Source organism: Microcoleus sp. B7-D4 (assembly GCF_036705125.1).
In the GTDB taxonomy this organism is placed as follows: domain Bacteria; phylum Cyanobacteriota; class Cyanobacteriia; order Cyanobacteriales; family Microcoleaceae; genus Microcoleus.
The window spans coordinates 1-24668 of sequence record NZ_JAUBTT010000042.1; the positions used below are offsets into that span (position 1 = coordinate 1).

Annotated in this window: 16 protein-coding genes; 10 read left to right on the top strand and 6 right to left on the bottom strand. The window is 45.9% G+C overall.

Features of this window, described 5'->3' with window-relative positions; genetic code table 11:
• Positions 1-333: 333 nt before the first annotated feature.
• The 3 genes from QUB12_RS17855 to QUB12_RS17865 form a co-directional block, all read right to left on the bottom strand.
• Positions 334-1713 carry a serine hydrolase gene (locus QUB12_RS17855; protein WP_333300553.1) on the bottom strand — a complete coding sequence of 460 codons (1380 nt, stop codon included), beginning with the start codon at positions 1711-1713 and terminating at the stop codon, positions 334-336.
• A 243-nt stretch (positions 1714-1956) separates the two neighbouring features.
• Positions 1957-2289 (bottom strand): hypothetical protein, encoded by a 333-nt coding sequence (locus QUB12_RS17860; protein ID WP_333141940.1) that lies wholly within the window; start codon positions 2287-2289, stop codon positions 1957-1959.
• A 40-nt stretch (positions 2290-2329) separates the two neighbouring features.
• Positions 2330-2503, bottom strand: coding sequence for a hypothetical protein (locus QUB12_RS17865; protein ID WP_333141939.1), 174 nt, complete (start codon positions 2501-2503; stop codon positions 2330-2332).
• A gap of 276 nt (positions 2504-2779) precedes the next feature.
• On the opposite strand from QUB12_RS17865, the gene QUB12_RS17870 reads away from it, so the two are divergent.
• Both QUB12_RS17870 and QUB12_RS17875 read left to right on the top strand, forming a co-directional pair.
• Positions 2780-4648, top strand: a complete 1869-nt coding sequence (locus tag QUB12_RS17870) for an AAA-like domain-containing protein (protein ID WP_333141938.1) — start codon at positions 2780-2782, stop codon at positions 4646-4648.
• A 355-nt stretch (positions 4649-5003) separates the two neighbouring features.
• Positions 5004-5603, top strand: a complete 600-nt coding sequence (locus tag QUB12_RS17875; protein WP_333141937.1) for a Uma2 family endonuclease — start codon at positions 5004-5006, stop codon at positions 5601-5603.
• Between the two features lie 47 nt (positions 5604-5650).
• Here QUB12_RS17875 and QUB12_RS17880 read toward each other — a convergent pair whose 3' ends face one another.
• Both QUB12_RS17880 and QUB12_RS17885 read right to left on the bottom strand, forming a co-directional pair.
• Positions 5651-6169, bottom strand: coding sequence for an O-acetyl-ADP-ribose deacetylase (locus tag QUB12_RS17880; RefSeq protein WP_333141936.1), 519 nt, complete (start codon positions 6167-6169; stop codon positions 5651-5653).
• A 28-nt stretch (positions 6170-6197) separates the two neighbouring features.
• Positions 6198-6962, bottom strand: coding sequence for a 5-formyltetrahydrofolate cyclo-ligase (locus QUB12_RS17885; RefSeq protein WP_333307847.1), 765 nt, complete (start codon positions 6960-6962; stop codon positions 6198-6200).
• 147 nt (positions 6963-7109) lie between these two features.
• Here QUB12_RS17885 and QUB12_RS17890 point away from each other — a divergent pair, with 147 nt between their 5' ends.
• On the top strand, positions 7110-9860 hold the full coding sequence (locus QUB12_RS17890) for an AAA-like domain-containing protein (RefSeq protein WP_333307849.1): 2751 nt from the start codon (positions 7110-7112) through the stop codon (positions 9858-9860).
• A gap of 262 nt (positions 9861-10122) precedes the next feature.
• Here the strand turns inward: QUB12_RS17890 and QUB12_RS17895 are convergent, their stop codons facing one another.
• Entirely contained in the window at positions 10123-10587 is a 465-nt protein-coding gene (locus QUB12_RS17895; RefSeq protein WP_333141933.1) for a COP23 domain-containing protein, read from the bottom strand.
• 345 nt (positions 10588-10932) lie between these two features.
• Here QUB12_RS17895 and QUB12_RS17900 point away from each other — a divergent pair, with 345 nt between their 5' ends.
• The 7 genes from QUB12_RS17900 to QUB12_RS17930 all read left to right on the top strand — a co-directional run bounded on the left by QUB12_RS17900 (position 10933) and on the right by QUB12_RS17930 (position 24585).
• Positions 10933-11430, top strand: coding sequence for an HNH endonuclease (locus QUB12_RS17900; protein WP_190659271.1), 498 nt, complete (start codon positions 10933-10935; stop codon positions 11428-11430).
• A gap of 228 nt (positions 11431-11658) precedes the next feature.
• Positions 11659-12936 (top strand): bifunctional oligoribonuclease/PAP phosphatase NrnA, encoded by a 1278-nt coding sequence (locus QUB12_RS17905; protein WP_333307851.1) that lies wholly within the window; start codon positions 11659-11661, stop codon positions 12934-12936.
• Between the two features lie 743 nt (positions 12937-13679).
• Positions 13680-17318: a diguanylate cyclase domain-containing protein gene (locus QUB12_RS17910; RefSeq protein ID WP_333307853.1), complete on the top strand. Its 3639-nt coding sequence runs from the start codon at positions 13680-13682 to the stop codon at positions 17316-17318.
• 70 nt (positions 17319-17388) lie between these two features.
• Positions 17389-17883, top strand: coding sequence for a phosphohistidine phosphatase SixA (sixA, locus tag QUB12_RS17915; protein ID WP_333141930.1), 495 nt, complete (start codon positions 17389-17391; stop codon positions 17881-17883).
• Positions 17884-18391: 508 nt separating this feature from the next.
• A complete protein-coding gene (locus QUB12_RS17920) occupies positions 18392-19537 on the top strand; it encodes a citrate synthase (RefSeq protein WP_333141929.1) in 1146 nt (381 codons plus the stop codon).
• Between the two features lie 376 nt (positions 19538-19913).
• Complete coding sequence (locus QUB12_RS17925; protein WP_333141928.1) at positions 19914-23423, top strand: sacsin N-terminal ATP-binding-like domain-containing protein; 3510 nt, start codon at positions 19914-19916, stop codon at positions 23421-23423.
• A complete protein-coding gene (locus QUB12_RS17930) occupies positions 23413-24585 on the top strand; it encodes a hypothetical protein (protein WP_333141927.1) in 1173 nt (390 codons plus the stop codon). The genes QUB12_RS17925 and QUB12_RS17930 overlap by 11 nt, the downstream gene beginning before the upstream one ends.
• Positions 24586-24668 lie beyond the last annotated feature (83 nt).

Here is a 24668-nt window from a genome sequence, read left to right on the forward strand (position 1 = left end):
CGTCCAAAAAGGACGGGCGGGACGCCCATCCCACAATAACAATTAAAATTGTAAGTTATTTAATTCGCGATCCTTAAGCTGTCACGCATTTAAATTGCATATTCAGGGCGGGCGAGACGCCCACCCCACAAGAATTAGAGTGTTTTTTGACATTCTATTTAAATGCACAACAGCTTAGTAGCGATTTCAATCGCCGAATTGTCTGATCAACCTGAGATATTGCATTATTCTCAAGAATAGGCAAGATGCCTGTTCCACAAAGAGTAGATTTTCTTGTGGAACGGGCCCAGAGCCCGTTCAAAAGGCTGATTGACAATGGTGCAACATCTCAGATCAACGCAAATTATCCGGTACTCTCGCCGCAGGTTGGTCTAAATAATTGTAAACAATCCGCGAAATTCGACGGACAAAATCTCTCACAATCGGGTCATTGTAAGGACGTTTGACAAAGATTGCCGCTAAATAACGCTTACCGTTGGGCATATCAATAATTCCAGCATCGCCAACTACAAAGCCGATATCTCCGGTTTTGTCAGCAATCACGGCTCCCGCCCCTAAACCCGAAGGAAGCAGCGTTCTAGTTGTTGTACGCCGCAATAATTCTAAAGCCTGTTCTCGGCTCGATTCAGAAACTAATTTATCGCGAGACAGCATCGCCAGCAACTTTACCATATCCACAGAACTTGTGGTATTTGTTCCTTGAAAATCTCCCAACCAATTGCGAATTCTGGTATCAGTTAATCCCCAACTGCGAAAACGCTCGTTGAGTTTAGCAATTCCCCCCAAACGTTCAATAATCATGTTGGTGGCTGTATTGTCGCTGATGGTAATCATTTTATCTACGGTTTCTCTGATGCTAAACCGAGTGCCATTTGGTCTGTCTTGCATAGTTCCAGAACCGCTGGCTACTAAGTCGGACTTCATAACTAATGTTTCGTCTAGGCTAACTTTGCCTGCGTCTACATCTTGATAAAAAGCAATTAGAATTGGTAACTTGATGGTACTGGCGGCCGGAAATACTCGATCGCCCTTGATATCCAAATAGTTTCCTGTATCTAAATCCAGAAAAAACATTCCGGCGCTGAGGGATCTATACTGTTCGATCGCACTTTCGATTTGAGGCTTGATTGCGCTCATTTCGGAACCTGTTGAAATCCCCAAGTCAGCGGCATAATTTCTGGGAGTTGCTGAAGAAACAGTTAGGGGAACTTGACTGGGTTTTTGTTCGATCTGGGTAATAGCTGTTGGTTGAAAAAACTCGTTACCCGCTATTTGCTCTGGATTCGGCAACTGAAATGACCAGCGAGTGGAAGATTCTCTAATGACTCGGACTTTTTGCGGATCTAACTTATAACCGGGAGTTAATTGTATCACTAACCTGGTAGTTCCGGTGTCAAATTGCCCGACTCTAATTTGTTGAATAGCTGAGTTGTAACTTTGAGGAGTTTCGGGATATTCCAAGACTATTCCCGGTAAGTCAATTACTAAGCGGGTGGGATTGGGGATTAGTTTGACTTCCGGCTGAACTCCTGAATCTGTTGTTAAATTGAGTTGGTTTTCGCGGGCATCGAAGTGCCAAGATGTTAGTGTATCAGCTTTTGCGGGAAGGACGATCGAGAAAAGACTAAGGGCGGCAGGCAACAGCCATCGCAGTTTAGGAGTCATGTTTGAAGAGAAAGAATTTAACGGCTGCAACGAGAAAGCGGCGGTCACAGTGTTCTCGACCGCTTTCGAGACGAAGCACCTAGCATCATACAGTCAACTCTTGCCCGCAGCCGTATTTTTTTTATTTGCTCTGAGAGTATTCCGTTTCCGGGACTCCTATCAAATCCGGTTCTATTACCCCTTTTTCTTCCAGTCTCGCGTCGGCGGACGAAAGTTTGTACAGTGGCGAATTCTCTTGGCAGAATTCTTGTTTTGTATGCACAAATTTTATGCACCTGACATGAATTCAACTTAAGCGACTTCTCGATTTCTAGCATCTTCAAGGGAGTCGATCGCGGCTTTGAGAAAAACTTTTCCTTTAGCAACAAATCGGCGATCGCTCAAAGGATCGTAAGCTTCCCAATTACCGCTAACTTCGCGGTCGCGCCACAAAAACCAGCAGCGGTAGATTTCCCCGCTATCTATATCATCGCACAAAGCCAGCCAATCATCCCCGGTGAGATCGCTGGCATCTAATGCTACCAATTCCACCCACGCAAGTGCAGTGCAGGCATCGATCGCCTCAGTATCAACCGAGTCAGATTTTGTAGCTATAGGTTGCGGCGAACAGAGTGTAGACTTCATAATTTCTCCTTAATTAAATTAAATCAATCAATGAATTTGCCTATTTATGGAACTGACCCGGTACGCCAAGTGGAAAAACTGTGTTTTGATAAATTTCTGGTTCGTCAAATTTACCAGCGGCTGATGCTTCTGTTAAATTATTAAGTGTATTAATGGTGAAAATGGCGGCAGTTCCCAAAGCGGCCATTGCCAGTCTGTGTAAGATTTTGTTCATTTGGGTTCTCCTTTTTTGCTTGGTGTATCTACTCTAAAAAGTTAAATCGTCATTAGCGGCGGAGATTGGGGAGTTAAGAAAAACTTTTTCTCCTCAAATATATTCAACTGTTGAAGCCGTTATCAGGACAGAGTTTGAGGAGTCGATCGCCCCAAAAACCTCTTCAAGTAAAATCCCTTAAATTCCGGCTGGCTGACTATCTTCCTTAAAATCGCCTAAAATAGGGACTTAAGGCGTTAAAATTTCTAGATTCGTTCCCCTTTCAGTGCAAGCGAAGTGCTCAAGTCAAAACGCGATCGTGGTCGCATTCTCACTGCCTCTGGCTTAAAGAAACTTAACGAGGCGCTCCAAGAATGGTCTGACCGACATAACATTAGAGGTACTCTGACGGAAATCGAGGCTGAGTCTGGCGTCGGTGCCGATACAGTCAGCAAAATTAAGCAGGGTAGAGAAGGTGCGGATTTGAGTAAAATTCGACAGTTGTTCGCGGCTTTTGAAATGACTCTGGCTGCTAGCGACCATCGATCGGCTAAACTGGAGGAATCGGAAAATTTAGACGAGCTGGACAATTCGCCAGCAGCGGGGGAAACAGCCACCAGCAGCAGAATTGTTAAAGTATTTGTGAGTTATCGCAGCGCCGAACCGGATCGCGAGTTAGGAAAACAGTTAGAAACGGCCTTAAGCGCGATCGGTCATACAGTTTTCACAGCAGAAAATAACATTAGATTAGGAGATAATTGGTTCGATCGCATTAATTTCTTCCTCCAAGAATGCGATTATTTGCTGCTACTGTTGCCACCAACGGGAAACCAAAGCGAACTGCTAACATATCAAGTTCAGCAAGCAAAAGAACTGCAAGACTCCCGGCCTGACAGAAAACCCATAATTCTCCCCATCCGCGTCGGCTTTCCCCTGAACGCGCCTCTAAATCACGACTTGCGGGGCTATCTGTACCGCATCAAACAGAGGGAATGGAAAACCACCGCCGACACTCCAATTATTATCGAAGAAGTTCTGAATTTGCTAGCAGAAAAACCCGCACCCGTCACTGAACAAACGGAAGATATAACACAAAAACAGCTATTAGAAATTAGCAACGACGAAATACCTCTACCCGCCGCCGAACCTGAATTACCGGGAGGACAAGTCGATGTCGCTTCTCAATTTTATGTAGAACGCCCGCCCATCGAAGAACGCTGCTATCAAACTATTGTGCAGCCCAGTGCCTTAATTAGAATTAAAGCACCGAGACAAATGGGTAAAACTTCCTTGATGGCAAGAATTTTGCATCACGGAGCCCGTCAAGGCTATTGCACCGTGCCGCTAACTTTTCAGTTAGTAGATAAAGCCGTATTCGCCAACTTAGATAAATTCTTAAAGTGGTTTTGCGCTTACGTCGGCCGCGAGTTGCACTTACCCAATCAATTAGACGATTATTGGGACGAGATTTTTGGCAGCAAAGTCAACTGCAAAGATTACTTTGAAAAATACATTTTACCGCAAATCGACAGTCCTTTAATTTTAGGATTAGACGAGATCGATCGCGTTTTCCAATATCCCGACATTGCCGAAGACTTTTTAGGACTGCTGCGGGCGTGGCACGAAGAATCGAAGCGACGCGACATCTGGAAAAAACTGCGATTAATTGTAGTTCACTCCACCGAAGTTTACATCCCGATGAACATCAATCAATCGCCTTTTAACGTCGGACTTCCCGTAGATTTGCCCGAATTCAACTCTCAGCAAATACAAGATTTAGCAGCGCGCCATAATTTGAATTGGTCGGATGCAGAAGTTGAAAAATTGACGACAATTGTCGGCGGACATCCGTATTTAGTGCGAGTTGCATTATATCACATTTCGCGATCGGATTTGACACTAGATGAATTAAAAGAAACTGCGATCGCAGATGCTGGAATTTACAGCGACCATTTGCGCCGGCAGTTGTGGAATTTGGAAGAATATCCAGAGTTGGCACAGGGGATGAGAGAGATTGTGGCGGCGGATTCTTCGGTGCAATTAAAGGCGATGCAGGCGTTTAAATTAGATAGTTTGGGGTTGGTGAGATTGCAGGGGAACGAGTGCGTGCCGAGGTGCGAACTGTACCGACAATATTTTCGATCGCACTTGAGCGCGATCGTCTAAGTCCGATCGCTCTGCTATCCTATAATTCCAGATATGGTAGGGGCGGGTTCACCGACAATAATTGCCTAAAATGAACAATCTCATAAACCCGCCCCCACAAAACGACAAATCACAATCTACCTCTTTTTAGATTAAAACAGCCCATGAACGATATTTTTTTGATAACATCCGATAATTGGCTAGATTGGATAGCCGTGTTTGGTTATCTAGGTTTTACTGCTTTCATTGCATGGCGCGTGTTCACCACAAAGTAGATATATCATCAACTTACAGTCTTCTTCTGTCTTGCTTCGCGCCTTCGCGGTTCGTTAAAGAAACAGTAAAATAAAACAATAATCAACTAGCCCAGACAGTTATGCCGCCCGTCGAAACTGTTGCAGCAATTCCGAACGATCTGATTTGGCGCTTGAGCATCGAGCAGTATCATGCGATAATTCAAGCTGGCATTCTCACGGATGATGACTCTGTAGAATTGCTGGAAGGTTGGCTGGTTTTCAAAATACCAAAAAATCCACCGCATCGAGCAACAACTCGTCTTGCCAGAACAGCTTTAGAGAATATTTTACCTGCGGGGTGGTATGTTGATTCCCAAGAACCGATAACGCTATCCAACAGCGAACCCGAACCTGATATAGTGGTTGTTCGAGGGGATACGCGACAGTATCTCGATCGCCATCCGGGTGCTGAAGATATTGCCCTGATTATTGAAGTATCTGATACGACACTTCAGCGCGATCGCACTGTCAAAAAACGGATTTATGCCCGCGCTGGAATTGCGATTTATTGGATTGTGAATCTTGTTGAAGGACTGGTTGAGGTGTACTCTCAACCTCTTGTTGAAGTTGAGCAGCCAGATTACAGTCAAAGGTTGGATTTTGGGCGATCGGCTGTTATACCGATTATTATTGAAGGGATAGAAATTGGGGCGATCGCTGTAAATTCTCTTTTGCCTTAAGATAAAATGAGTAAATTCTAAACTTGTCGGGTGCGTTAGATGAAGTTTTAGAGAGATTTTTTACGGTTGTATTTAGATAGAATCCTCTCATAGATTTCATAATTCTCTTGATCGAAACAGCAAAAAATTACTTTTGGAGAACCACCATTATTTTGTATATATTCCCAGCATACCTTCACTGCAATCTCACCTGCTAGAGCTTTAGGATAGCTGTAAATGCCGGTGCTAATGCAAGGAAATGCCAAACTCTCAAACTCTCGCTCTGTGGCAATCTGCATACACTTACGGTAACACTCGGCTAAGAGTTCCGGTTCTCCATCATTACCCTTCCGCCATACTGGGCCTACTGTGTGGATGACGAAGCGTGCAGGCAATTTATATCCCTTAGTTAGTTTAGCATCTCCAGTCTTACATCCTCCAAGTAATCGGCATTCTTCAAAAAGTTCCGAGCCTGCTGCTCTGTGTATTGCTCCATCTACTCCACCACCACCAAGTAAGCTGCTATTTGCAGCATTCACGATCGCATCAACTTCGAGTTTTGTGATGTCGCCCAAAATAACTTTCATATTCTACAATAGTAAACTGTAGACAACTTTAGCACAGAAACTCGTTATCTAGTCTTGCTCTCAACTTTCGCAAAATCGGAATTTGCTCTAACTGTTCCGGCCGTATATTATCCCAGTTTAACCCTTTCGGGCGCGGATAAATTGTATGAGTCTCAATTACCTCCTGGGCAGTAACAATCCAATTCAGCGCCCAATCGTGAGCTTGCATTGGCAAACGCGAATCTGCGACTATTTGCAAAGGATGCACTGTTGTCACAATTGGCGTATCGATTTGTACTAACCCGAATTCTTGCAACATAGCCAATTCCAAATCGGCAAATCCTGCACCTTTACCGGTTCTTCCACCGTTGGGGCCTGCGGCTACGCAGCCGACTATTACTAAATCAATCGGCTCCATTTCTGCAAAACTTACCAATTGTCCGCAAGCAAGTGCTTTGCGGGCGAGCGCACTTTCGGCAATTGATATATTTTGTCTCTGCAAATCCTCAGCAGTCAACTCAACAAAACAGCGATCGTCTGTCAAGCGCGGTACTGCCATATACAGGCGTTTTCCATCTTGCAAAGCCCGCATCCGCACCGGAATTTGTGGCGAATCTGGATTGCACTTAATCGTTTTTGCTTGTTGCCAAATTGGTAAATTTTCTAATTTTTCGGCCGCCACCTGTGCACCGACAAAGTTGGGAATATGACCAAACGGATCGCCAATAGATGCGGCTTGCTGCTTCAGCAAAGACCAAATTTCACCTCTTAACTTATCTTTTTCGCGGTGATATCCAATCCAATCACTTTTCATGTTTTATTGTGGTACAATGTATCATACAAAAGTTTCCTTTAATACGCCTCATTTCTTCAGTCCGCGAAGGCGGACTTTGTTTGTGTAGTAGCGGTTTCAACCGCCGAATGATCCCAATATTTTTTTTGAACTTTACCATCTTATCCTATGAATTTTACCACAAAACCCAGTTACTATCAAGTCGGCGGCAGTCTCACCAATAACGCTCCAAATTACGTGAAGCGGCAAGCCGACGACGACCTTTATAACGGATTGAAAGCCGGGGAATTTTGCTATGTTTTGAATTCCCGGCAAATGGGCAAATCTAGCTTGCAGGTGCGGACAATTCAGCGGCTGAGGAATGAAGGAATTGCTTGTGCTGCGATCGACATTTCGGAAATTGGCAACCGCGGCGTCACTCCCGAACAGTGGTATGCTGGTTTGCTACGCATTCTCGAAAATAACTTTAACCTGTCGGATATTGTCAACGTGCGGACTTGGTGGCGCGATCGCAATTTTTTAACTCCGGTTCAAAGATTGAGCGAATTCATCGAAACCGTACTCTTACCCAACATTTCCAGCAATATTGTCATTTTTATTGACGAAATCGACAGCATTCTCGCCCTAGATTTTCCCGCCGACGATTTTTTAGCCTTAATTCGATCGTGCTACAACAAGCGCGCCAACAATTCAGAGTTCGATCGCCTAACTTGGGCCCTCTTAGGCGTAGCATCGCCGACGGATTTGTGCCGCGAGCAAAATGCCACCAGCAATACCCCTTTTAATATTGGCAAGGCGATCGAATTAACTGGTTTTGACGAAACAGAAGCTCAACCGCTAGCAGCGGGGTTGGCAGAGCTTATAGACAGCTCTCAGGAAGTTTTGAGAGAGGTTTTGTATTGGACGGGGGGGCAGCCGTTCCTGACTCAGAAGCTGTGCAAACTATTGTTGGAAAATGCCGAATTTATCCCGAATTTACCCCAGGGCGGGCACGGGGGCACCGCCCCTACATTCGGGGGGAAAGATACCATCCAAAATCCTCAAGAATGGGTTGAGAAGGTAGTGCGCTTGAAAATAGTGGGGAATTGGGAGTCTCAGGATGTCCCAGAACATTTGTCCACAATTCGCGATCGGCTTTTCAAAGAAAACCAGCGGATTGTCAGGAGACTAGGATTATATCAGCAAATTTTAGAACAAACTGAAACTGTGCCCGATGGTAGTGCCGAACAAATGGAGTTGCGATTAAGCGGATTAATCGTTAAGCGCGGGGAAAAACTAACAATTTCTAATCCTATTTATGAAGCTGTATTTAACAAAGAGTTAATTGAAGAAAAATTACAAAAACTCTCGCCTTACTCGGAAGCAATCAAAGTCTGGCTAAATTCTAGCTGTGAAGATGATTCCCAACTGTTGCGAGGGGATGATTTGCAGTCAGCATTAGTTTGGGCGGCCGGAAAAAGTTTGAGAAACGAAGATTTTCAGTTTTTGACTGCCAGCCAGAAAGTTATTTTGAGCGACCAAAATCAACTGCTGCATTTAGCTACACTCGAAACCAAAAAAGCTGTCTGTGATGCCGAAAAAGCGTTGATTGAAGCTGACTCTGCCAAACAAAAAGCCAAACAGTGGATCGGCATCGGTTCTGCGGTACTGGCAGCATCGTTACTGGCGGCGATCGGCTTTTCAACTCTCGCTTACCAGCGGTTTAAACTGGCACAAGCAAGTATTGAAATCGAACAAAATGGCAGCGATGCTTTATTGTTAGCGGTATCTCAAAAGACAGAAAACAGCGAAGCTTTATCAGAAGCTTTATTGAGGGCGATCGCCTCCGGTAAAAAATTAAAAACATTGGTACAAAATAAACACAAGCTAGAACAATACCCGGCAACTAGACCGCTATTAGCATTACAAATAATTCTTGATAAAATTAGCGCAACACAGGAGACAAAAGCCTCATCACTTCTGCCAACAAAGATAAATTGGCAAGCTCATAAAGGTGCAGTTACCAGCGTCACTTTTAGCCCAAACAGGCAGGTTTTAGCAACCGCAGGAATAGACGATCGAGTTCGGCTTTGGAACTTTTCCGGGCAAAAAATTGCTGAATGGAAAGCCTTGCAGCAGTCAGTTAATATGGTAAACTTTAGCCCGAATGGTAAATTTTTAGCGACCGCCGGAAGGGACAGCACAGTTAAAATATGGAATTTATCAGGTAAAAATATTTCTACTTTGACAGGAATTAAAGGCTCTGTTACTAGCATCACTTTTAGTCCTGAAGGAAAGTTATTAGTGGCGGCAGGGATAGACAGCTATGCTGCACTTTGGGATTTGTCTAAACTGCCACAATTAGTATCGCCTAGCCTGAAACTCCCAGGTCACAACGGCTTAGTGAGAAGCGTAAATTTTAGTCCAAAGGGCGATTTCATAACGACTTTAGATGGCAAATCTACAGTGCGACTTTGGAATTTGTCGGGCAAGCTGAAAAAAACACTGCCTGTTCAGGCAATTGGGCTGAGTTTCACTCCGGCTCAACACCAGTATCGCTTTGCTACAGTAACATTGAATGGCAAAGTTGGGCTGTGGAATCTGTCAGAAAAAGAATTAGTTAAGGAATTTCAAACCTTGCATTTTGATGCGAAATCAATTAGTTTTAGTCCCGACGGAGAACGGCTTGCTACAGTGGGAATTGACAAGACTGTACGGCTGTGGAATTTAGCGGGGCGGCAGGTTGCTCAATTTGAGTTCGAGGAGAATGTTGTTAGTGTCAGTTGGAGTGGAGAGGGAAAGCAAATTGCTGTAGCTGGAAGCAACGGCACTGTCTGGTTGAGGCAGGTTGAAGGGTTAGAAGAATTGCTGAAGCAAAGCTGCGATTTTTTCACCACTCAACCGAAGTATTTTACAAGAGTTTCAACTATCTGCAAGTAGGGACACCGCACCGTGCCCAAAGCGTGTCAACTTAAGCTGCCAGCCCGCCAAGTTCGTTAGTCATCCATCAAGTCCGCCAGGGGTTGAAACCCCTGTCTAATAGCGAAAGTCCTCTCAAAGAGGACTGAAGAGAAGAATCTCAACTCATTAGTCCTCTTTTAGAGGACTTTAGCTTTGAGGCAGGGGTTTCAACCCCTGCCGGACTATTGGTTGTACCTTAAGTTGACACCTAGGGGCAATGCCATGTCCCTACTAATGACTATCAATTTACTTTAACAGGCGAAACACTTACATTAGGATTTGTAACTCTTTTTAAGAGTTCTTGTCGGGCTTGTTCGGGATTTTGACCTTTGGGTACTTGATATAATAATCTACAGGAACCGTCTTGAGGATTAGCTGCACAAATAATTAGTTGACCGTTGCTAGATGCACCTGCTGTGACAACATTCTCCCAGCTTCCTTGCGGTTGCGAGTTGTTGAGAATTCCTGAGACTCTGGTGCACCGAGTAATCGCATCTTCTCCTGATTCATTAAAATAGTTATCAGCTAGCCACAAAATAACGGGAATATTTTTGCCTTGTTGGACAGCAATTGTAGCTGGGCGGCCGCCAGCAGCGCCGCAGAAGAATGAAGGCGCTTGGGCAAAGGCTGGACTGTTGGCTAAAATCTGAGCAGCAAGGGCAATAATTGACGCGCTAAAAGCTGACTTTAAGAGCCGAAATTTCATGAGCAGTAATAAGCTTTTTCATTTAAGGTTACTAATAGTCTAAAAAGTTAAACTGTTTGTTGCCGGGAAGATTAGGCATTTAGAGAAAAAAATAAAATTTATTTTGCAAATTTTTGCCTTCGCACACACTGGCCTCATCTGGGCCAAAACTCCGGGAAAAAAGCTCGCTGAGAAACACCAAAGGCAGAAAATAGATGCAGCCCTAGGGGGCGCAGGCGCGAAGGTATAGGGTAAAGGATCGGTTTTTCAGCGTTTTTTGCGATCGCCTCGCTCTTCCCGATCCCGTCCCACCTAAATGGGAACCTGTGTTACCATCGGTAAAAATATTCTCTTTAATAATCAACAATGGGCAATGTTCTGGTGCTGAACGCCTCCTACGAACCCCTTAACATCACCAATTGGCGAAGGGCGGTAGTTTTGTTGCTGAAAGGAAAAGCAGAACAGGTAGAACACAACGGGAAATTTATTGCGCCAAACTTCCCGCTACCAACTGTGATCCGACTCAGGCATTACGTCCGAGTTCCCTATAAGGATATTCCGCTAACCCGCCGGAACATCTTGCACCGGGACGCACACTCTTGTCAATACTGTAGTTATACGGGGGACGATTTAACCCTCGATCATGTAATTCCCCGCTCGCGCGGAGGAGGGGACAGTTGGGAAAACCTCGTCACCGCCTGCGTGCGCTGCAATGTCAATAAAGGCAGCCGCACGCCAAAAGAAGCGGGAATGCCGCTGCGCTATCCGCCTAGGAAACCTCACAGTGGTCTTTATTTTGAAGTGACTAAACACGTTAAGAGCGGTATGCACAAAGAATGGCAAAAATATGTAATAGGCCTTTAAAACCCCTGTCAGCGCAAGCGCGGGGGTTTTTTGCGGAAGTTCAGAGTCCTGAGATTGCTTCGTTGCAACGCACACGCCGTGCATGAGGTAAAAAGTTAAAGAGAATTTACCCTCTTAAATCCGGTTTCTCGTAATAAGTATTGGCTTTGTTAACGAGGCATCTACAAAGAAACCGGGTTTAAGAGCGAATGTCGTGCCAATGCTGAATAGTTAAATTGTTAATTTTTAATGATGAAAGACCACGCCCTTACCAATTCCGATGAAACATCTGGCAACCCCAAAGTTGAGTTTGATTCCAGCAGCGAGGTTGTACCCGCAGTGAGTGCCCCTGGGAAACGGCGCAGCAAAGCCGAAGTTGCTTCCGAAGAGAATCGCGGCCGTCTCCGCGAAGAATTGCACGATCGCAAAGTCGAGCAATTGCGCCAAATGTTCGATCGGCACAAAGGCAATCGCCAATTAATATTGCTGCAAGATTTTCCAGACCCCGACGCACTTTCCAGCGCTTGGACTTACAAATTAATCGCCGAACAGTACGATATCCAATGCGAGATTATCTACGCCGGCGCCCTCAGCCACCAAGAAAATATTGCCTTAGTTAAATTGACAGGGTTGCCGTTGCAGCGCTGGACGGTGGAAACAGTAAAAACTAAGGATTTGTCGGTGTTTCAGGGCTGCGCTTTCATTGACAACCAAGGGACTACTTGTAACTTAACCGAGTATATTTTAGCGGCTGGAGTTTCGATCGCCGCCGTCATCGACCACCACAATTTGCAGGGGGAAATGAACGCAGAATTTACCGATTTGCGCCCTCAAATCCGCGCTACAGCCACGATTTTTGCCGAGTATTTACAGTCTGGACTCCTAACTCTCGACGCCAGCGTCAGTCTGCACATCAAGTGCGCTACAGCTTTGATGCACGGTTTGCGATCGGATACGATCGCCCTCAGACAAGCTCAGGAGGAAGACTTTTTAGCTGCGGCTTATTTGAGCCGATTTTACGACCCGCAGTTGCTGAATGCGGTGTTACAGTCGTCTCGTTCTAAGTGGGTGATGGACGCGATCGAGCGATCGCTCAAACACCGCACCGTCCAGAACAATTTTTCGATCGCCGGCATCGGCTACCTCCGCTATGACGATCGGGATTCTATTCCCCAAGCGGCGGACTTTTTAGTAACAGAGGAGAACGTACATACAGCCGTTGTTTACGCAATTGTTCACGACAAAGACGAAGAAATTGAAGTAGTAATTGGCTCGCTGCGAACTAATAAACTCACTCTCGACCCCGACGAATTCATTAAAGAAGCCTTCGGTCAAGATGCTCAAGGACGCTTTTTTGGTGGCGGCAGAAGTCAAGCTGGAGGTTTTGAAATTCCGGTGGGATTTCTTTCTGGCGGCAATGAGAACAGCGATTATGCAAGGCTGAAATGGGAAGTATTCGACGATCAGATTAAGCAAAAGTTGCTGCATTTAATTAGTCCTAAAGACAATCCTGTTTACGATCATTAACTCTGGGGTTTCTAGGTGCGGTATTGATTCCAGCAACAGCCTGGGAATGCCGCTGGGTTAGACCTCCGCTTAGTACGAGCTTTGGCGCCGTTTTTTTCGGCTTTTGGGCAAAATTTCAATTTGACAATCAGTCCTGGCCGCACTCCAACTCTCATCAACCGGGTTTTTCACTCTTATTGAGGGTTTGAACGAAGTAAGGGGGTTAAAAAAACCCCTTGCTCCGTCCAAGACTAAGAGTAATAAATTTTATACCAATTTCCCAAAATTACACGCTCAAGAAACCGTTTTTGTAACTTTTGTCAAAAAAGGCAACGAAGTATTTTGGTAAAAAAAAGATTTGGTGGCAAATTTAATTTCATAGAGTTTACTAACCTCCACAACAGAAATTTAAAATTTTAATAATTTTACAGGGTTATTTTTTGGAATTTTTTCTATAAAATCGCTAAATAAATCACACTTTGTTCGAGGCGACCCAGGATGTTTGGGCTGATTTTGATAAAAAAATGCCGTACAATCAGCCAAATAGACAGGGAAAAACATAAAGGCTTCGCTAAATCACATAAAAGCCTAAAATTTATATTTTTGCAGGAGATTAGTGAGTTTCAAATAAAACTTTGCAAAACTTTTGCATTTTTTACCTCAAGCAAACAATCTGTTGGTAAGACTTAAAAAAAAATTCTATATTATTTATTTTTCGGGGGTTATAATTGTAAAAAATAGATTGAAAAAAAAGGAACACGGAGATGTTTACAAAACAGAATTCCTCTTGGTCGTTAGATAAAATTATAGAAAAATTTTCAGCAATTGCACTTCAAATCAACGAGTTCGCGGAGGAGGAGACAATTTTGCAATGTGCGGTAGAAGAAACCAGGGTGCTGCTGCAAGCCGATCGCGTGATAATTTATCGCTTCCTACCGCATAGAAATGGCGTAGTATTGGCTGAATCGGTTGATGCCCAGTGGCCACGAATCCTAGGAAAACAGATTTACGATCCTTGCTTGGAAGCTACCTGGGTAGAGCGTTACAGCCAGGGACAAACGAGCAGCATTTCTGATATTCACAGCGGTCATCTTCAAGCTTGTGATGTCGAATTGCTCGATCGCATCCAGGTTCAGGCCAATTTAGTGGTGCCAATCTTGCTAGATGGCAAACAGCAGCAATCTCCGAAGCTTTGGGGACTGTTGATTGCTCATCAATGCCGAAGTCCGCGTCAGTGGGAGCCTCTCGACGTTCAGATCGTGCAATACGTTGCAGTGCAGCTTGGGTTGAGGATGCGGCATCTGGAATCTCACCGCCCGGTGCGGGCGCCAAATCAACCGCCGGAACTCGAAACAGAACCGAATCAAACTGCGATTAATACAGAAAGCGCGCCAAGAGTCAATCATCAAAATTGCCTGCAACCAGACTTTGCCTATTCCCCTAGCGGAGATATTTTTCACCTCAGTGCCTTTGACTTGTTGCAAAACCCGATCTGGGTATTTGATATTGAAAAGTTGCAAATGCGATGGGCAAACCAGACATCTTTACGCCTTTGGAATGCTTCGACGCAGCAGCAGCTCATAAGTCGCAACTTTAGCGATATGTCAGAGTCTACTCGGATTCGCTTGCAGAGCTATTTACAGCAGTTTGAGCAAGGCAAAACCTTGTCCGAGCAATGGACGTTTTACCCCGACGGTCAGCCTGTTTCTGTCGGCTGTCGCTGCTCTGGCATCAGGATTGATAGCGGGCGTTTGGCAATGCTGGTAGAGGGGATGGTTGAAACTACCGATCAGATTGAGCAGGAAACCTTGCGATCGATCGAGGCACTCCGACACACCACGCTCATGGTTTCGCTATATACCATCGAAGGTCTGCCGCTGCTGCAAAACCCCGCAGCTTTGCGCTGTTATGGGGATGCGCTGCACCCTCACTCTGCGACAGACAATGCTTTTGTGAGTCGCTTTGTTGACTCTCAGGTAGGAGAGCGAGCAATGGCAGTTCTTAAGTCCGGTGAGGTATTTAGCACGGAGGCTCAAGTGATTACTCTGGCGGGAATTCGCTGGCATGGGATGGACGTGCGGTGTACCGACGACCCGGTAACAGGCAACCCGATGTTGCTCGTGAACGAAAAAGACATTACCGACCGCCAGCAGGTAGAAACAGCCCTGCAAAAGAGTGAAACCCGGTTGTCAGAAGCCCAGCGGGTTGCCCACATCGGTAGCTGGGAATTTGACGTGATTGCCGGTAAAATTACCTGGTCTCCCGAACTCTTCGAGATTTTGGGACGATCCAGCGCCCTAGGCGAACCTACCTATGAAGAAAACCTGCGGCTTTACCATCCCGAAAGTGCCAGACAGCTACACCGGGTAGTTCAACGAGCGCTCACTCACGGAGAGCCTTATCTATTGCGCCTCAGAATCGTGCGCCCGAATGGTTCTATCCGCCATACCGAAGCCAGAGGACAGGCCCAACTCAATGCAGAGGGAAAAGTCGTTCGGTTGTTTGGTACATCCCAAGACATTACGGATCTTGTCCAGGCGGAAACAGAACTCAGAGAAATGAGTATAGCTCTTGCTAATGCCGTTGAGGGCATCTCGCGGCTGGATATTTTCGGACGGTACATCACCGTTAATCAAGCCTACGCGAATCTAGCAGGTTATCAGCCTGAAGAAATGGTTGGTATGAGTTGGCAGAAAACAGTTCATCCCGAAGACTGCGACAGGATGAGGGTCGCTTATCAAAAAATGCTAGCCGAGGGCCGAGTGGAGGTTGAGGCCCGGGGTATCCGGAAAGATGGCTCGATCTTTTACAAGCAGGTGGTGATGTTGGCAGCCTACGACTCGCAGGAGCGATCGATCGGGCATCACTGCTTTATGAAGGATATCACCGCTCGCAAGCAAGCAGAAGCAGCATTACAACAAGAGTTCCAGCGTCTGGCTGTGGTGATTGCCACCCAACAGGAAATCGCCATCCGCAATCCCAATCTCGATGCAGTCATGGCGGTGATTACCGAGCGAACTCAAAAATCGCTCGGTGCCGATGGGGCCGTGATTGAAATGCTGGAAGGGGATGAGTTGGTGTATCGGGCAGCCAGCGGTATCGCCAGCGCCTATGTTGGATTACGGATCAAAGTAGGGACAAGTTTATCGGGAAAATGTATTGCCACCGGCCAAATCATGCTTTGCGATGATTCACAAACCGATACACGGGTGGATCAGTCTGCCTGTCAGCGCATTGGTATCCGGTCACTGGTGGTTGTTCCCTTGTTCTATCAGGACGATCGGGTTGGCGTCTTAAAAGTTGTTTCCGGTACACCCTGTGCCTTTACAGAGTCAGATATTCATACCTTACAACTGATGGCGGGGTTTTTGGCGGGTAGCCTGCATCTGGCTTCAGAGTTTGATGCTAAAAACATTCTCCTGAGTCAATTACTCGAAAGCGAGGAACGGTATCGTTCTGTGATTACAAGCATGACTGAAGGCGTCGTACTTCAGCTAGCAGACGGAAAAATTACTACCTGTAATGCTAGTGCCGGAAGGATTCTCGGACTGAGCCCCGAACAACTGATGGGGCGTACATCCATAGATTTAGACTGGCGAACCGTTCAGGAAGATGGCTCTCCCTTCCCCTGCCAACAGCATCCGGCAATGATTACCCTACGGACGGGAAAACCCGTATCAAATGTGGTGATGGGCATTCACAAATCGGATAAAACGCTGACTTGGATTTCGATTAATTCGCAACCGCTGTTCCAAATGAATCAGTCTCAACCCTATGCAGTAGTAACGACTTTTGCTGATATTACAGAACGCAAGCGGGCCGAGGAGATGCTCAGACACCGGGCGGAACAAGAAAGATTAATTGCTACGACAGATGGGTTAACACAAGTAGCAAACCGCCGCTGTTTTGATGAGCGATTGGAGTCGGAATGGCACCGACTGATGCAGGGGAAACAACAGCTTTCGTTGATTATGTTGGATGTAGATTATTTCAAGCGATATAACGATTGCTACGGACATCAAGCTGGGGATATTTGTTTAGTAAAAGTGGCTTCATCGGCGGCACTTGCGGTTAAACGTTCATCGGATCTGTTGGCACGTTACGGGGGCGAAGAATTCGCTGCTATCCTACCGAATACGGATGCGGATGGCGCGATCGCGGTTGCTGAGTCGATCCGAAAGGCAATCCGAGATTTGGGAATCCCTCACGAGCAATCTGATGTGAGCGCGATCGTGACTGTTAGCATGGGAATTGCAACTGTGATTCCCACTGTGGAAACATCACCGGATGAACTCGTTGCCCTCGCCGATCGAGCATTATATGATGCGAAACGACAAGGGCGCGATCGTTACACAAGCGCCAACCAGATGACGGCGCCAGAGCTTAATCCAGTTGTAGAATAGGCAAAAGGTAGGTATATCCTAGACCGCTCCTAGAAAAACGGGATAATAAAATGCCTGGAAGTATTGATATATGGTTATTTATCTGATCCGGCACGGTATCGCCGCCGCACCCGAAGAATATGATACAGACTCTGAACGCCCGCTGACTAAAGAGGGCGATCGTAAAACCCGGAAAATTGCCCAACGGCTGTACGAGCTCGAAATTCAGTTTGACTTGATTCTCACGAGTCCCCTACTGCGGGCGCAGCAAACGGCGCAAATCCTGCAAACAGTCGGTTTGAGTTCCCAAATAGAAGAATCCGCCGCCCTCGCACCTTCAGGAGACATCGGGAACTGGCTGGAGTGGTACAAACAGTGGCAGGAAATAGGTAGCGGCAGCTTGGCCCTGGTGGGCCACCAACCAGACTTAGGCCACTGGGCAGAAACTTTGCTTTGGGCTCGATCGCAAGATGCCCTGATTCTCAAAAAAGCAGGTATCATCGGCTTAATCCTCCCGGAGACCGGCTCCCCTGTGGGCCGCAGCCAAATGTTTTGGCTAACTGCGCCCAAGTTTTTGCTGCACTAGAAACAGCGAACCGCCCCGACATTAACAGGACGCGCCAGCCCTCTTAAAACGGCATTCTGGGACGGGGAAACCGGGAAAAAGGGGCGACAATACGCAGCGGTGCGATCGGACTATCTGTTGAAAAACCCGGTTTGTGAACCCCAATTAACTACCAGCCGGGAAGTCCCTCGGTATATTTAGAGGGGATTAATCAGAGCGCTGCGCGAAGTACCCCGTTGGGAATTACTCCTTGGGATGAAAGGCTCGTCGGGTGTAGGTACCCAAAGCGACAATTATTCTTTTATACCCCTTGATGATCGGGAAATACTCTGATACTATATTAGCAAGTGGGGGTGGAACTACCTCACTATAAAAAGCCTTTGAAAAAAAGGAAAAAGAAGCCTGCGGTCTAACTGTACTCAGTTGACCGTCAGGTTTGTTCACATGATTATCTGTCAAGACTGCGACACTATCTTCGTTTCTGGTAATGTACTTTTAGTAGATTGAACTCACATAAAACGGTATCGCAATGGTCGTCGGCGAATTCAAACCAGGTTTAGAAGGTGTTCCCGCCACCTTGTCCAGCATTAGCTACGTTGATGGACAAAAAGGGTTGCTGGAATATCGCGGGATTAGCATCGAGGAACTGGCACTGAAAAGTTCCTTTCTCGAAACTTCATATTTATTAATCTGGGGGGTACTTCCGACAAAGGAAGAACTAGAAGCTTTCGAGCATGAAATTCGCTATCACCGCCGGATCAAATATCGCATCCGGGACATGATGAAATGCTTTCCTGAAAGAGGACATCCAATGGACGCCCTGCAAGCTTCAGCGGCCGCCCTGGGCTTGTTCTACTCCCGCCGAGCTCTGGCTAACCCAGCATACATTCGAGAAGCTGTAGTGCGGCTGCTAGCGAAGATTCCCACGATGGTAGCAGCGTTCCAGCAAATGCGACGGGGAAATGACCCGGTGCGGCCGAGGGATGACTTGGACTACTCGGCTAACTTTCTTTATATGCTCAACGAGCAAGAACCCGATCCGCTGTTAGCTAGAATTTTTGACACTTGTCTGACTCTCCACGCTGAACATACAATTAATGCCTCTACATTTTCGGCAATGGTAACAGCTTCGACGCTGACAGACCCTTACGGAGTGATTGCTTCAGCAGTTGGCACTTTGGCGGGGCCGCTGCACGGGGGAGCTAATGAAGAAGTGATTGATATGTTGGAGCAAATTGGTTCGGTAGAAAATGTGCGGCCTTTTGTCGAGAAGTGCGTTGCAAATAAGGACAAAATTATGGGTTTCGGTCACCGAGTTTACAAGGTGAAAGATCCCAGAGCAACTATTCTTCAGAGGTTAGCGGAACAGTTGTTTGAGAACTTCGGCCACGACGATTATTACGACATTGCTATCAAGTTAGAAGAAGTGGTTGAGGAAAAACTAGCTCACAAGGGAATTTATGCAAATGTAGATTTCTATTCGGGTTTGGTTTACCGCAAAATGGGAATTCCGCTGGACTTATTTACACCAGTTTTTGCGATCGCCCGTGTTGCCGGCTGGTTGGCCCACTGGAAGGAACAGCTAGAGGCAAACCGCATTTACCGCCCGACTCAAATATATACGGGGACTCACGGTGCTCCTTATATTGCGATCGAGGACAGACTCCCATCCTAAAGCTAAATTATCAACCCAGATATGTAAATGGCGAGAATAATTGTTTTGCTTTCGTGAAGTGTGGAATTAAAAATTGTTTTCGCCTTCCGAGTCAGGAAGCAATCTCTGTCTGCCAAAAACTGCCGTGCTGGGTTGCACCCCTCTTGTATGTTGTGGTGTTTGTTGGCGACAATAGTAAGAAGTGACGATTTTCAGGAACTCCGGTCCTCAGACTTGCGGGTCTGAGGCTTTTTATTGCAATATTACGAATAGCTTTCGGTAGGTTGCTGCGCGCGCACCCTACTTGTATTTACGCTTCGCTTGTATAGTATTAGATACAAAGTGAAGATGCGCGATCGCATTTAAATTCCTCCCGCTTTTAGTCGTCAGAACATCTATGGCTTACAGCAACAGCGAAATTGAGGGCAAGTCTTTCTACCAATCCGAACCCTTGATCGCCCGCTTGAGAGGGATTATCCGAGATTATCCCGAAGGCGTTGGCATTATCAAAGAGTTGATCCAAAATGCTGACGACGCTAAAGCAACGCGCGTAGAAATTACTCTTGATTGGCGCCACCATCCGGTCAAACAATTGCCTGACGATCGTATGGTACGGCTAATGGGGCCGGCGATGTTAGTCTACAACGATCGCGTGTTTGCAGATAAAGATTTTGAGAGCATTCGCAGTCTGGGACAAAGCGAAAAAGCCCGAGATTTGCAGAAAACGGGTAGATTTGGCGTCGGGTTTAATGCAATATATCATGTTACAGATTATCCGAGTTTCGTATCGCGCGATCGCATCATCTTTTTTGATCCTCACGGCGCGGCGATTCCGGGCACTTCCCGACAAGAACCGGGACGCGAATGGAATTTGGCAGACGCTAAATGGTACGAAAAATATCCCGATTTTATGCAAGTCTACGCAGCGGGAGGATTGCCATTAGGAGATACAAATTTTCAAGGCACTTTGTTTCGCTTGCCCTTGAGAACCGCAGAACACGCTAAAAATAGCGAAATTCGCAAACAAGCTTTTACCGAATCCAACGTCAATGAACTACTAGACGCACTGATTAATTCAGGTGAAGAACTGCTGCTATTCCTGAAATCGGTTCAGGAAATTAGAGTTTACGAAATCCCCGCCAACAGTCAAGAAACTAGGCAAGAGATTCTGGCGATTGTTACCCAGAACCAGCAAGAAGTACGAGAATCGCGGCAACAACTCCTCGATGCAATTCCCCAGACACCAGACAAATTGCTGGAATTGTGCCACAATAATCCAGCCGGTTTAATATCAGTTTCTTACCGCCACGAGATAGAAACGATTAGCGGGAATCGGAATACCAAATCAACTTGGAGAACAGTAAGTTTAATTCGCACAGATGAAGGCGACGAGTTGGCAAAAGTCATAAAAGCAATGTACGAAAGCCAAGAAAAAGTATTGCCTTGGGCGGGCGCTGCTGCTAGGATTAATGCTGTTAGTACCGAGGGAAATCCTCAACCTGTGGGCGGGAAAGTTTACTGTTTTTTGCCACTTCCCCTGGAAACTGGGCTACCCGTTCACATCAACGGTTTTTTTAACTTAAATAGTTCGCGGGATAACCTCAGCAGCGACAGCGGACAAACTGGAAAAGACCGACCGAGAGCTATTTGGAACCAGCTACTCGCACAGCACGTTTTGTCCCACGCTTATGCTAACTTAATTGTTGATTTAGTGCAAGATATTGGCAGGTATCAGCCAGAGGAATTTTACAAACTTTGGCCTGTTAGCAAAATTACTGTCAGCAAAGCTCTCGAAGAACTGCACCGTTTTGTCATACAGTTATTGTATCAGAGAGCAGTTGTGCGATCGGCTGTAGAACACGCTGTAACTCAACATCTATTCAGCGGGGCCGTGGTGTCACAAACAAGATGGGTGACGCCTCCGACAGTCAAAAATCTACCTTCTAAAAAGTTGTGGGACGAATTATTAGCAGCAATGCGCGCCGACAATATCGACATTCCCGAACCGCCATTACCCGAGTCAATTTTGGCAGCTTTTAAAGATGCAGGTTTGCTGTTGCAAACATTCACGGCAGCTAACTTGCGACAACACTTAACCGAAAACAAACAACTAGGCGTCCCCTTGCAAGATGCACCGAAACCCAGCTTGCAAAATAGACAGTGGATTGCGAATATGCTGCGCTATTGCATCAGCGACAATCACCGGGATTTGCGCGGTTTGCCGCTAGCTTTTCTCGCTAATAATACTCTGCAAGTATTTGGTTACAACCCGATAGGCACTATTTACTTTTCCGAAGAGACATCAAGGCAGATATTTGCCGATCATCTAGAATGGTTTTTGCATCAAGATTTAAGCCAGGTAGTGCCTACACATAACATGATTGGCGTGTCAGAAATGAAGGCTACAGAAGTAGCGAGAAAATTGGTTTATGTCATTAGTTCAACGCAGTCACAATGCGATTGGCAATCTGATGCACTAAATCCACCAAATGCAGAGTGGTTGACTCTCGTATACAATTATTTTTTTAATATCTCCCCCAGATATCTGTCGCCAGAAACAGTCGAGGAATTAAAGAAAGTTCCACTGGTTCCGGGAAATGATGGTAAGCTTCACAAAGGAGGAACTGCGGAAACTCCTTTGTTGTGCGCTGATAATATTGCAGCGGAAACGATCGAGGCTGTACAGTATTTTGGGGTGACGCTTGTCAAAGCACCGGCTAAACTTGAAAGTGCGATCGCCCAATTTGCTCAAAGACACAAAAATCTGTTAGTCTATTTTCTGACAGGCCCAGATGTCCTAGACACAGTATCTTCGCGGTGCGATCGAGGTTTGCCGCCCTACCACCAACAGCATTATACCTCTCTCCTCAATTTCCTGGCAGCTTCAGAACCAACAAATTACGACCAAGATAGCCTCAACAAGCTGCGTCAACTACCAATTTACCCCACAACTTCCCACGAAATAGTTTCCCTCAACGATGAAAATGTCTACCTTCCGGGCGGTGGATACGAACCGCCGGAAATTGCAGGTACGTTGAGGCTTTTACGCATAGAAAAAAACAGGCAATGGCTGCGGCTGTTCCAATTTTTGCAAGTTCCGGTACTGAATCGCGCTAGACTAATTCGCGAGTGTTTGTTACCTGAGTATGCCTCATTTGCTCCTGAAGAACAATTAATCGCGCTGGCGTGGATTCGAGAGCATCTGAATGATGCTTGCAAAGAACTAGAAAAAGCAGGAGAGAATGCTTTTTCATTCCAGGAAGAGCTGAAAAAGGCGCGTTTGGTACGCTGTAGCGATCGCAGATTACGCTCTGTCGAACTAATTTACAATCCCGAAAGTCAAGTAATCCGCAACATTCTCGGAAATTTAGCAGCTATTCCAGACATGGAATTTTACTCGCAGGATTATGCACTCTGGCTCGATTTTTTCGATAATTTGGGGATGCGAAAAACCTTGAGTGCAGATGACATTGCAGCTTGTGTTGACAATCTAATTCAAACCGCCAATCGTTCGGGTACAGGCGCAGTAACCGATGCTTGTATTGCGGTTTTTAACTACATAGTTGATAATTGGGAGGCACTAAAATATACCCAAATTGGGAATACCAACAAAACACTGGCTGAAACACTCGCAGATAAACCTTGGCTTCCTGTCGAGCAAAATCCTGAGAAGTTAAGCCAATATCCCGCCGCTGCGATACCTGAACCCAGGCTGTATCGCGCTAAAGATGTCTGTTTCATTCAAGATGTTCGCTTAGTTGCTAGCCAAAAATTTTTATTTGCACGCCCTGATCGCGACTTGCTGAAGCCCGAAATCAGAACTGCACTTGGTTTTCAGCCTGTAGATACCACTACAGTTATCGACCACTTTGATACACTAATCAAAACTTGGGAAAATGACAGTTGAAATCACGACATCCGACGCTCTAAACGCACATTTACAATCAGTAAAGGCAATTTACAAGTATCTCGATGATACTTTCATCAAAGGCAGTATTTCCAGCGAACAACGCCAGCAAATTCAAAAGCGCTTTGCTCACCGTCAATGTCTGTGGGATGAGTCTAGGGGTAAGTTTTGGCGGCCAAAATACGCTTTTTTGGATGACGTGCCTTTTTTCGGCAACCGCCGCACAACTATAGCGGTTTCTCATCCATTTTCCGAAGTCTATCAGCTTTTGGGACAAGGGCGATCGCCTGTTGTACAAGATTACCTAGATTTTCTCGAAGAATTAGCAGCAGAGTACAGCAACACACCTTTAAACGCAGCAGATAAAAACTCTGCGATCGAGGTCATCGGCCGTCTAGAATCTCAACAGTCATTAGAAGGCTGCACAGTTAAAAACCCACCGATTCTTACTGCTAACATCACACTTGCTCCCGCCTGTCAAGTTCTCATCCCCGACGCACCTTGGCGCAAAGATTACATTGATCCCAACCAGATACTGCACCAGCAAATCTCCCCAAACTTTGCCAAAGCTGCGGGAAGTCTTTCTTTATTAAAAGATGTGATTGAACATCCGACGACGGTCAAAAATGCCCTAAATGCTAAAAGTAATGATTGGTGTCGAGAATGGCAAAATACGCTAAATTCCCCAGAATTTATATCGGGTTTAAAGCGGCTGATTTTCCACGAGCGCGACTCGGAACCAATCCTCAATATCATCTGGATTGCAAAGGCTAAAGTTTCGCCAGCTAGTCAAATTCATGTAGATTTATTCTGGAAGGGTGAAACCAAAATCGCGGCATCTATACCGGGGACTCAATACTTTGATGAGTTGAATAAAATATTTCATATTATCAGTAGCAGTAGCAGATACATTATGCTCTGCTATTTAGCAGAGAGTATTAATGCTCGACTCGGCGAATATGCAGTGCAAAATCTGCTGCCGCTGGCAAGCATTCTGGATGCTGAGCCGAACAATATTAATGCTTTGCTAAATGAGTTGCGAATTAGGTCTTTACCGGGCGATTTGTCTCCCGTCACCGCCCCTAATTTAGAAATTACATCCTCTGCAGGAGAAAAGGGCGATCGAAAGGGCGATCGCTCAATTTATTGGGGCGCATTTTGAGCGATTATAATGAGCATTATTATCGGCTCTGTAAGGTGCACATTGTGCACCCTACCAGCCTCTATTCTTCAGTCCGCGCAGGC

Coding starts and splice junctions, on each gene's coding strand:
- QUB12_RS17880 (WP_333141936.1), bottom strand. CDS start 6,169: ATGAAAGTTATTTTGGGCGACATCACAAAACTCGAAGTTGATGCGATC.
- QUB12_RS17900 (WP_190659271.1), top strand. CDS start 10,933: ATGGGCAATGTTCTGGTGCTGAACGCCTCCTACGAACCCCTTAACATC.
- QUB12_RS17895 (WP_333141933.1), bottom strand. CDS start 10,587: ATGAAATTTCGGCTCTTAAAGTCAGCTTTTAGCGCGTCAATTATTGCC.
- QUB12_RS17920 (WP_333141929.1), top strand. CDS start 18,392: ATGGTCGTCGGCGAATTCAAACCAGGTTTAGAAGGTGTTCCCGCCACC.
- sixA (WP_333141930.1), top strand. CDS start 17,389: ATGGTTATTTATCTGATCCGGCACGGTATCGCCGCCGCACCCGAAGAA.
- QUB12_RS17875 (WP_333141937.1), top strand. CDS start 5,004: ATGCCGCCCGTCGAAACTGTTGCAGCAATTCCGAACGATCTGATTTGG.
- QUB12_RS17925 (WP_333141928.1), top strand. CDS start 19,914: ATGGCTTACAGCAACAGCGAAATTGAGGGCAAGTCTTTCTACCAATCC.
- QUB12_RS17905 (WP_333307851.1), top strand. CDS start 11,659: ATGATGAAAGACCACGCCCTTACCAATTCCGATGAAACATCTGGCAAC.
- QUB12_RS17890 (WP_333307849.1), top strand. CDS start 7,110: ATGAATTTTACCACAAAACCCAGTTACTATCAAGTCGGCGGCAGTCTC.
- QUB12_RS17860 (WP_333141940.1), bottom strand. CDS start 2,289: ATGAAGTCTACACTCTGTTCGCCGCAACCTATAGCTACAAAATCTGAC.
- QUB12_RS17865 (WP_333141939.1), bottom strand. CDS start 2,503: ATGAACAAAATCTTACACAGACTGGCAATGGCCGCTTTGGGAACTGCC.
- QUB12_RS17885 (WP_333307847.1), bottom strand. CDS start 6,962: ATGAAAAGTGATTGGATTGGATATCACCGCGAAAAAGATAAGTTAAGA.
- QUB12_RS17930 (WP_333141927.1), top strand. CDS start 23,413: ATGACAGTTGAAATCACGACATCCGACGCTCTAAACGCACATTTACAA.
- QUB12_RS17910 (WP_333307853.1), top strand. CDS start 13,680: ATGTTTACAAAACAGAATTCCTCTTGGTCGTTAGATAAAATTATAGAA.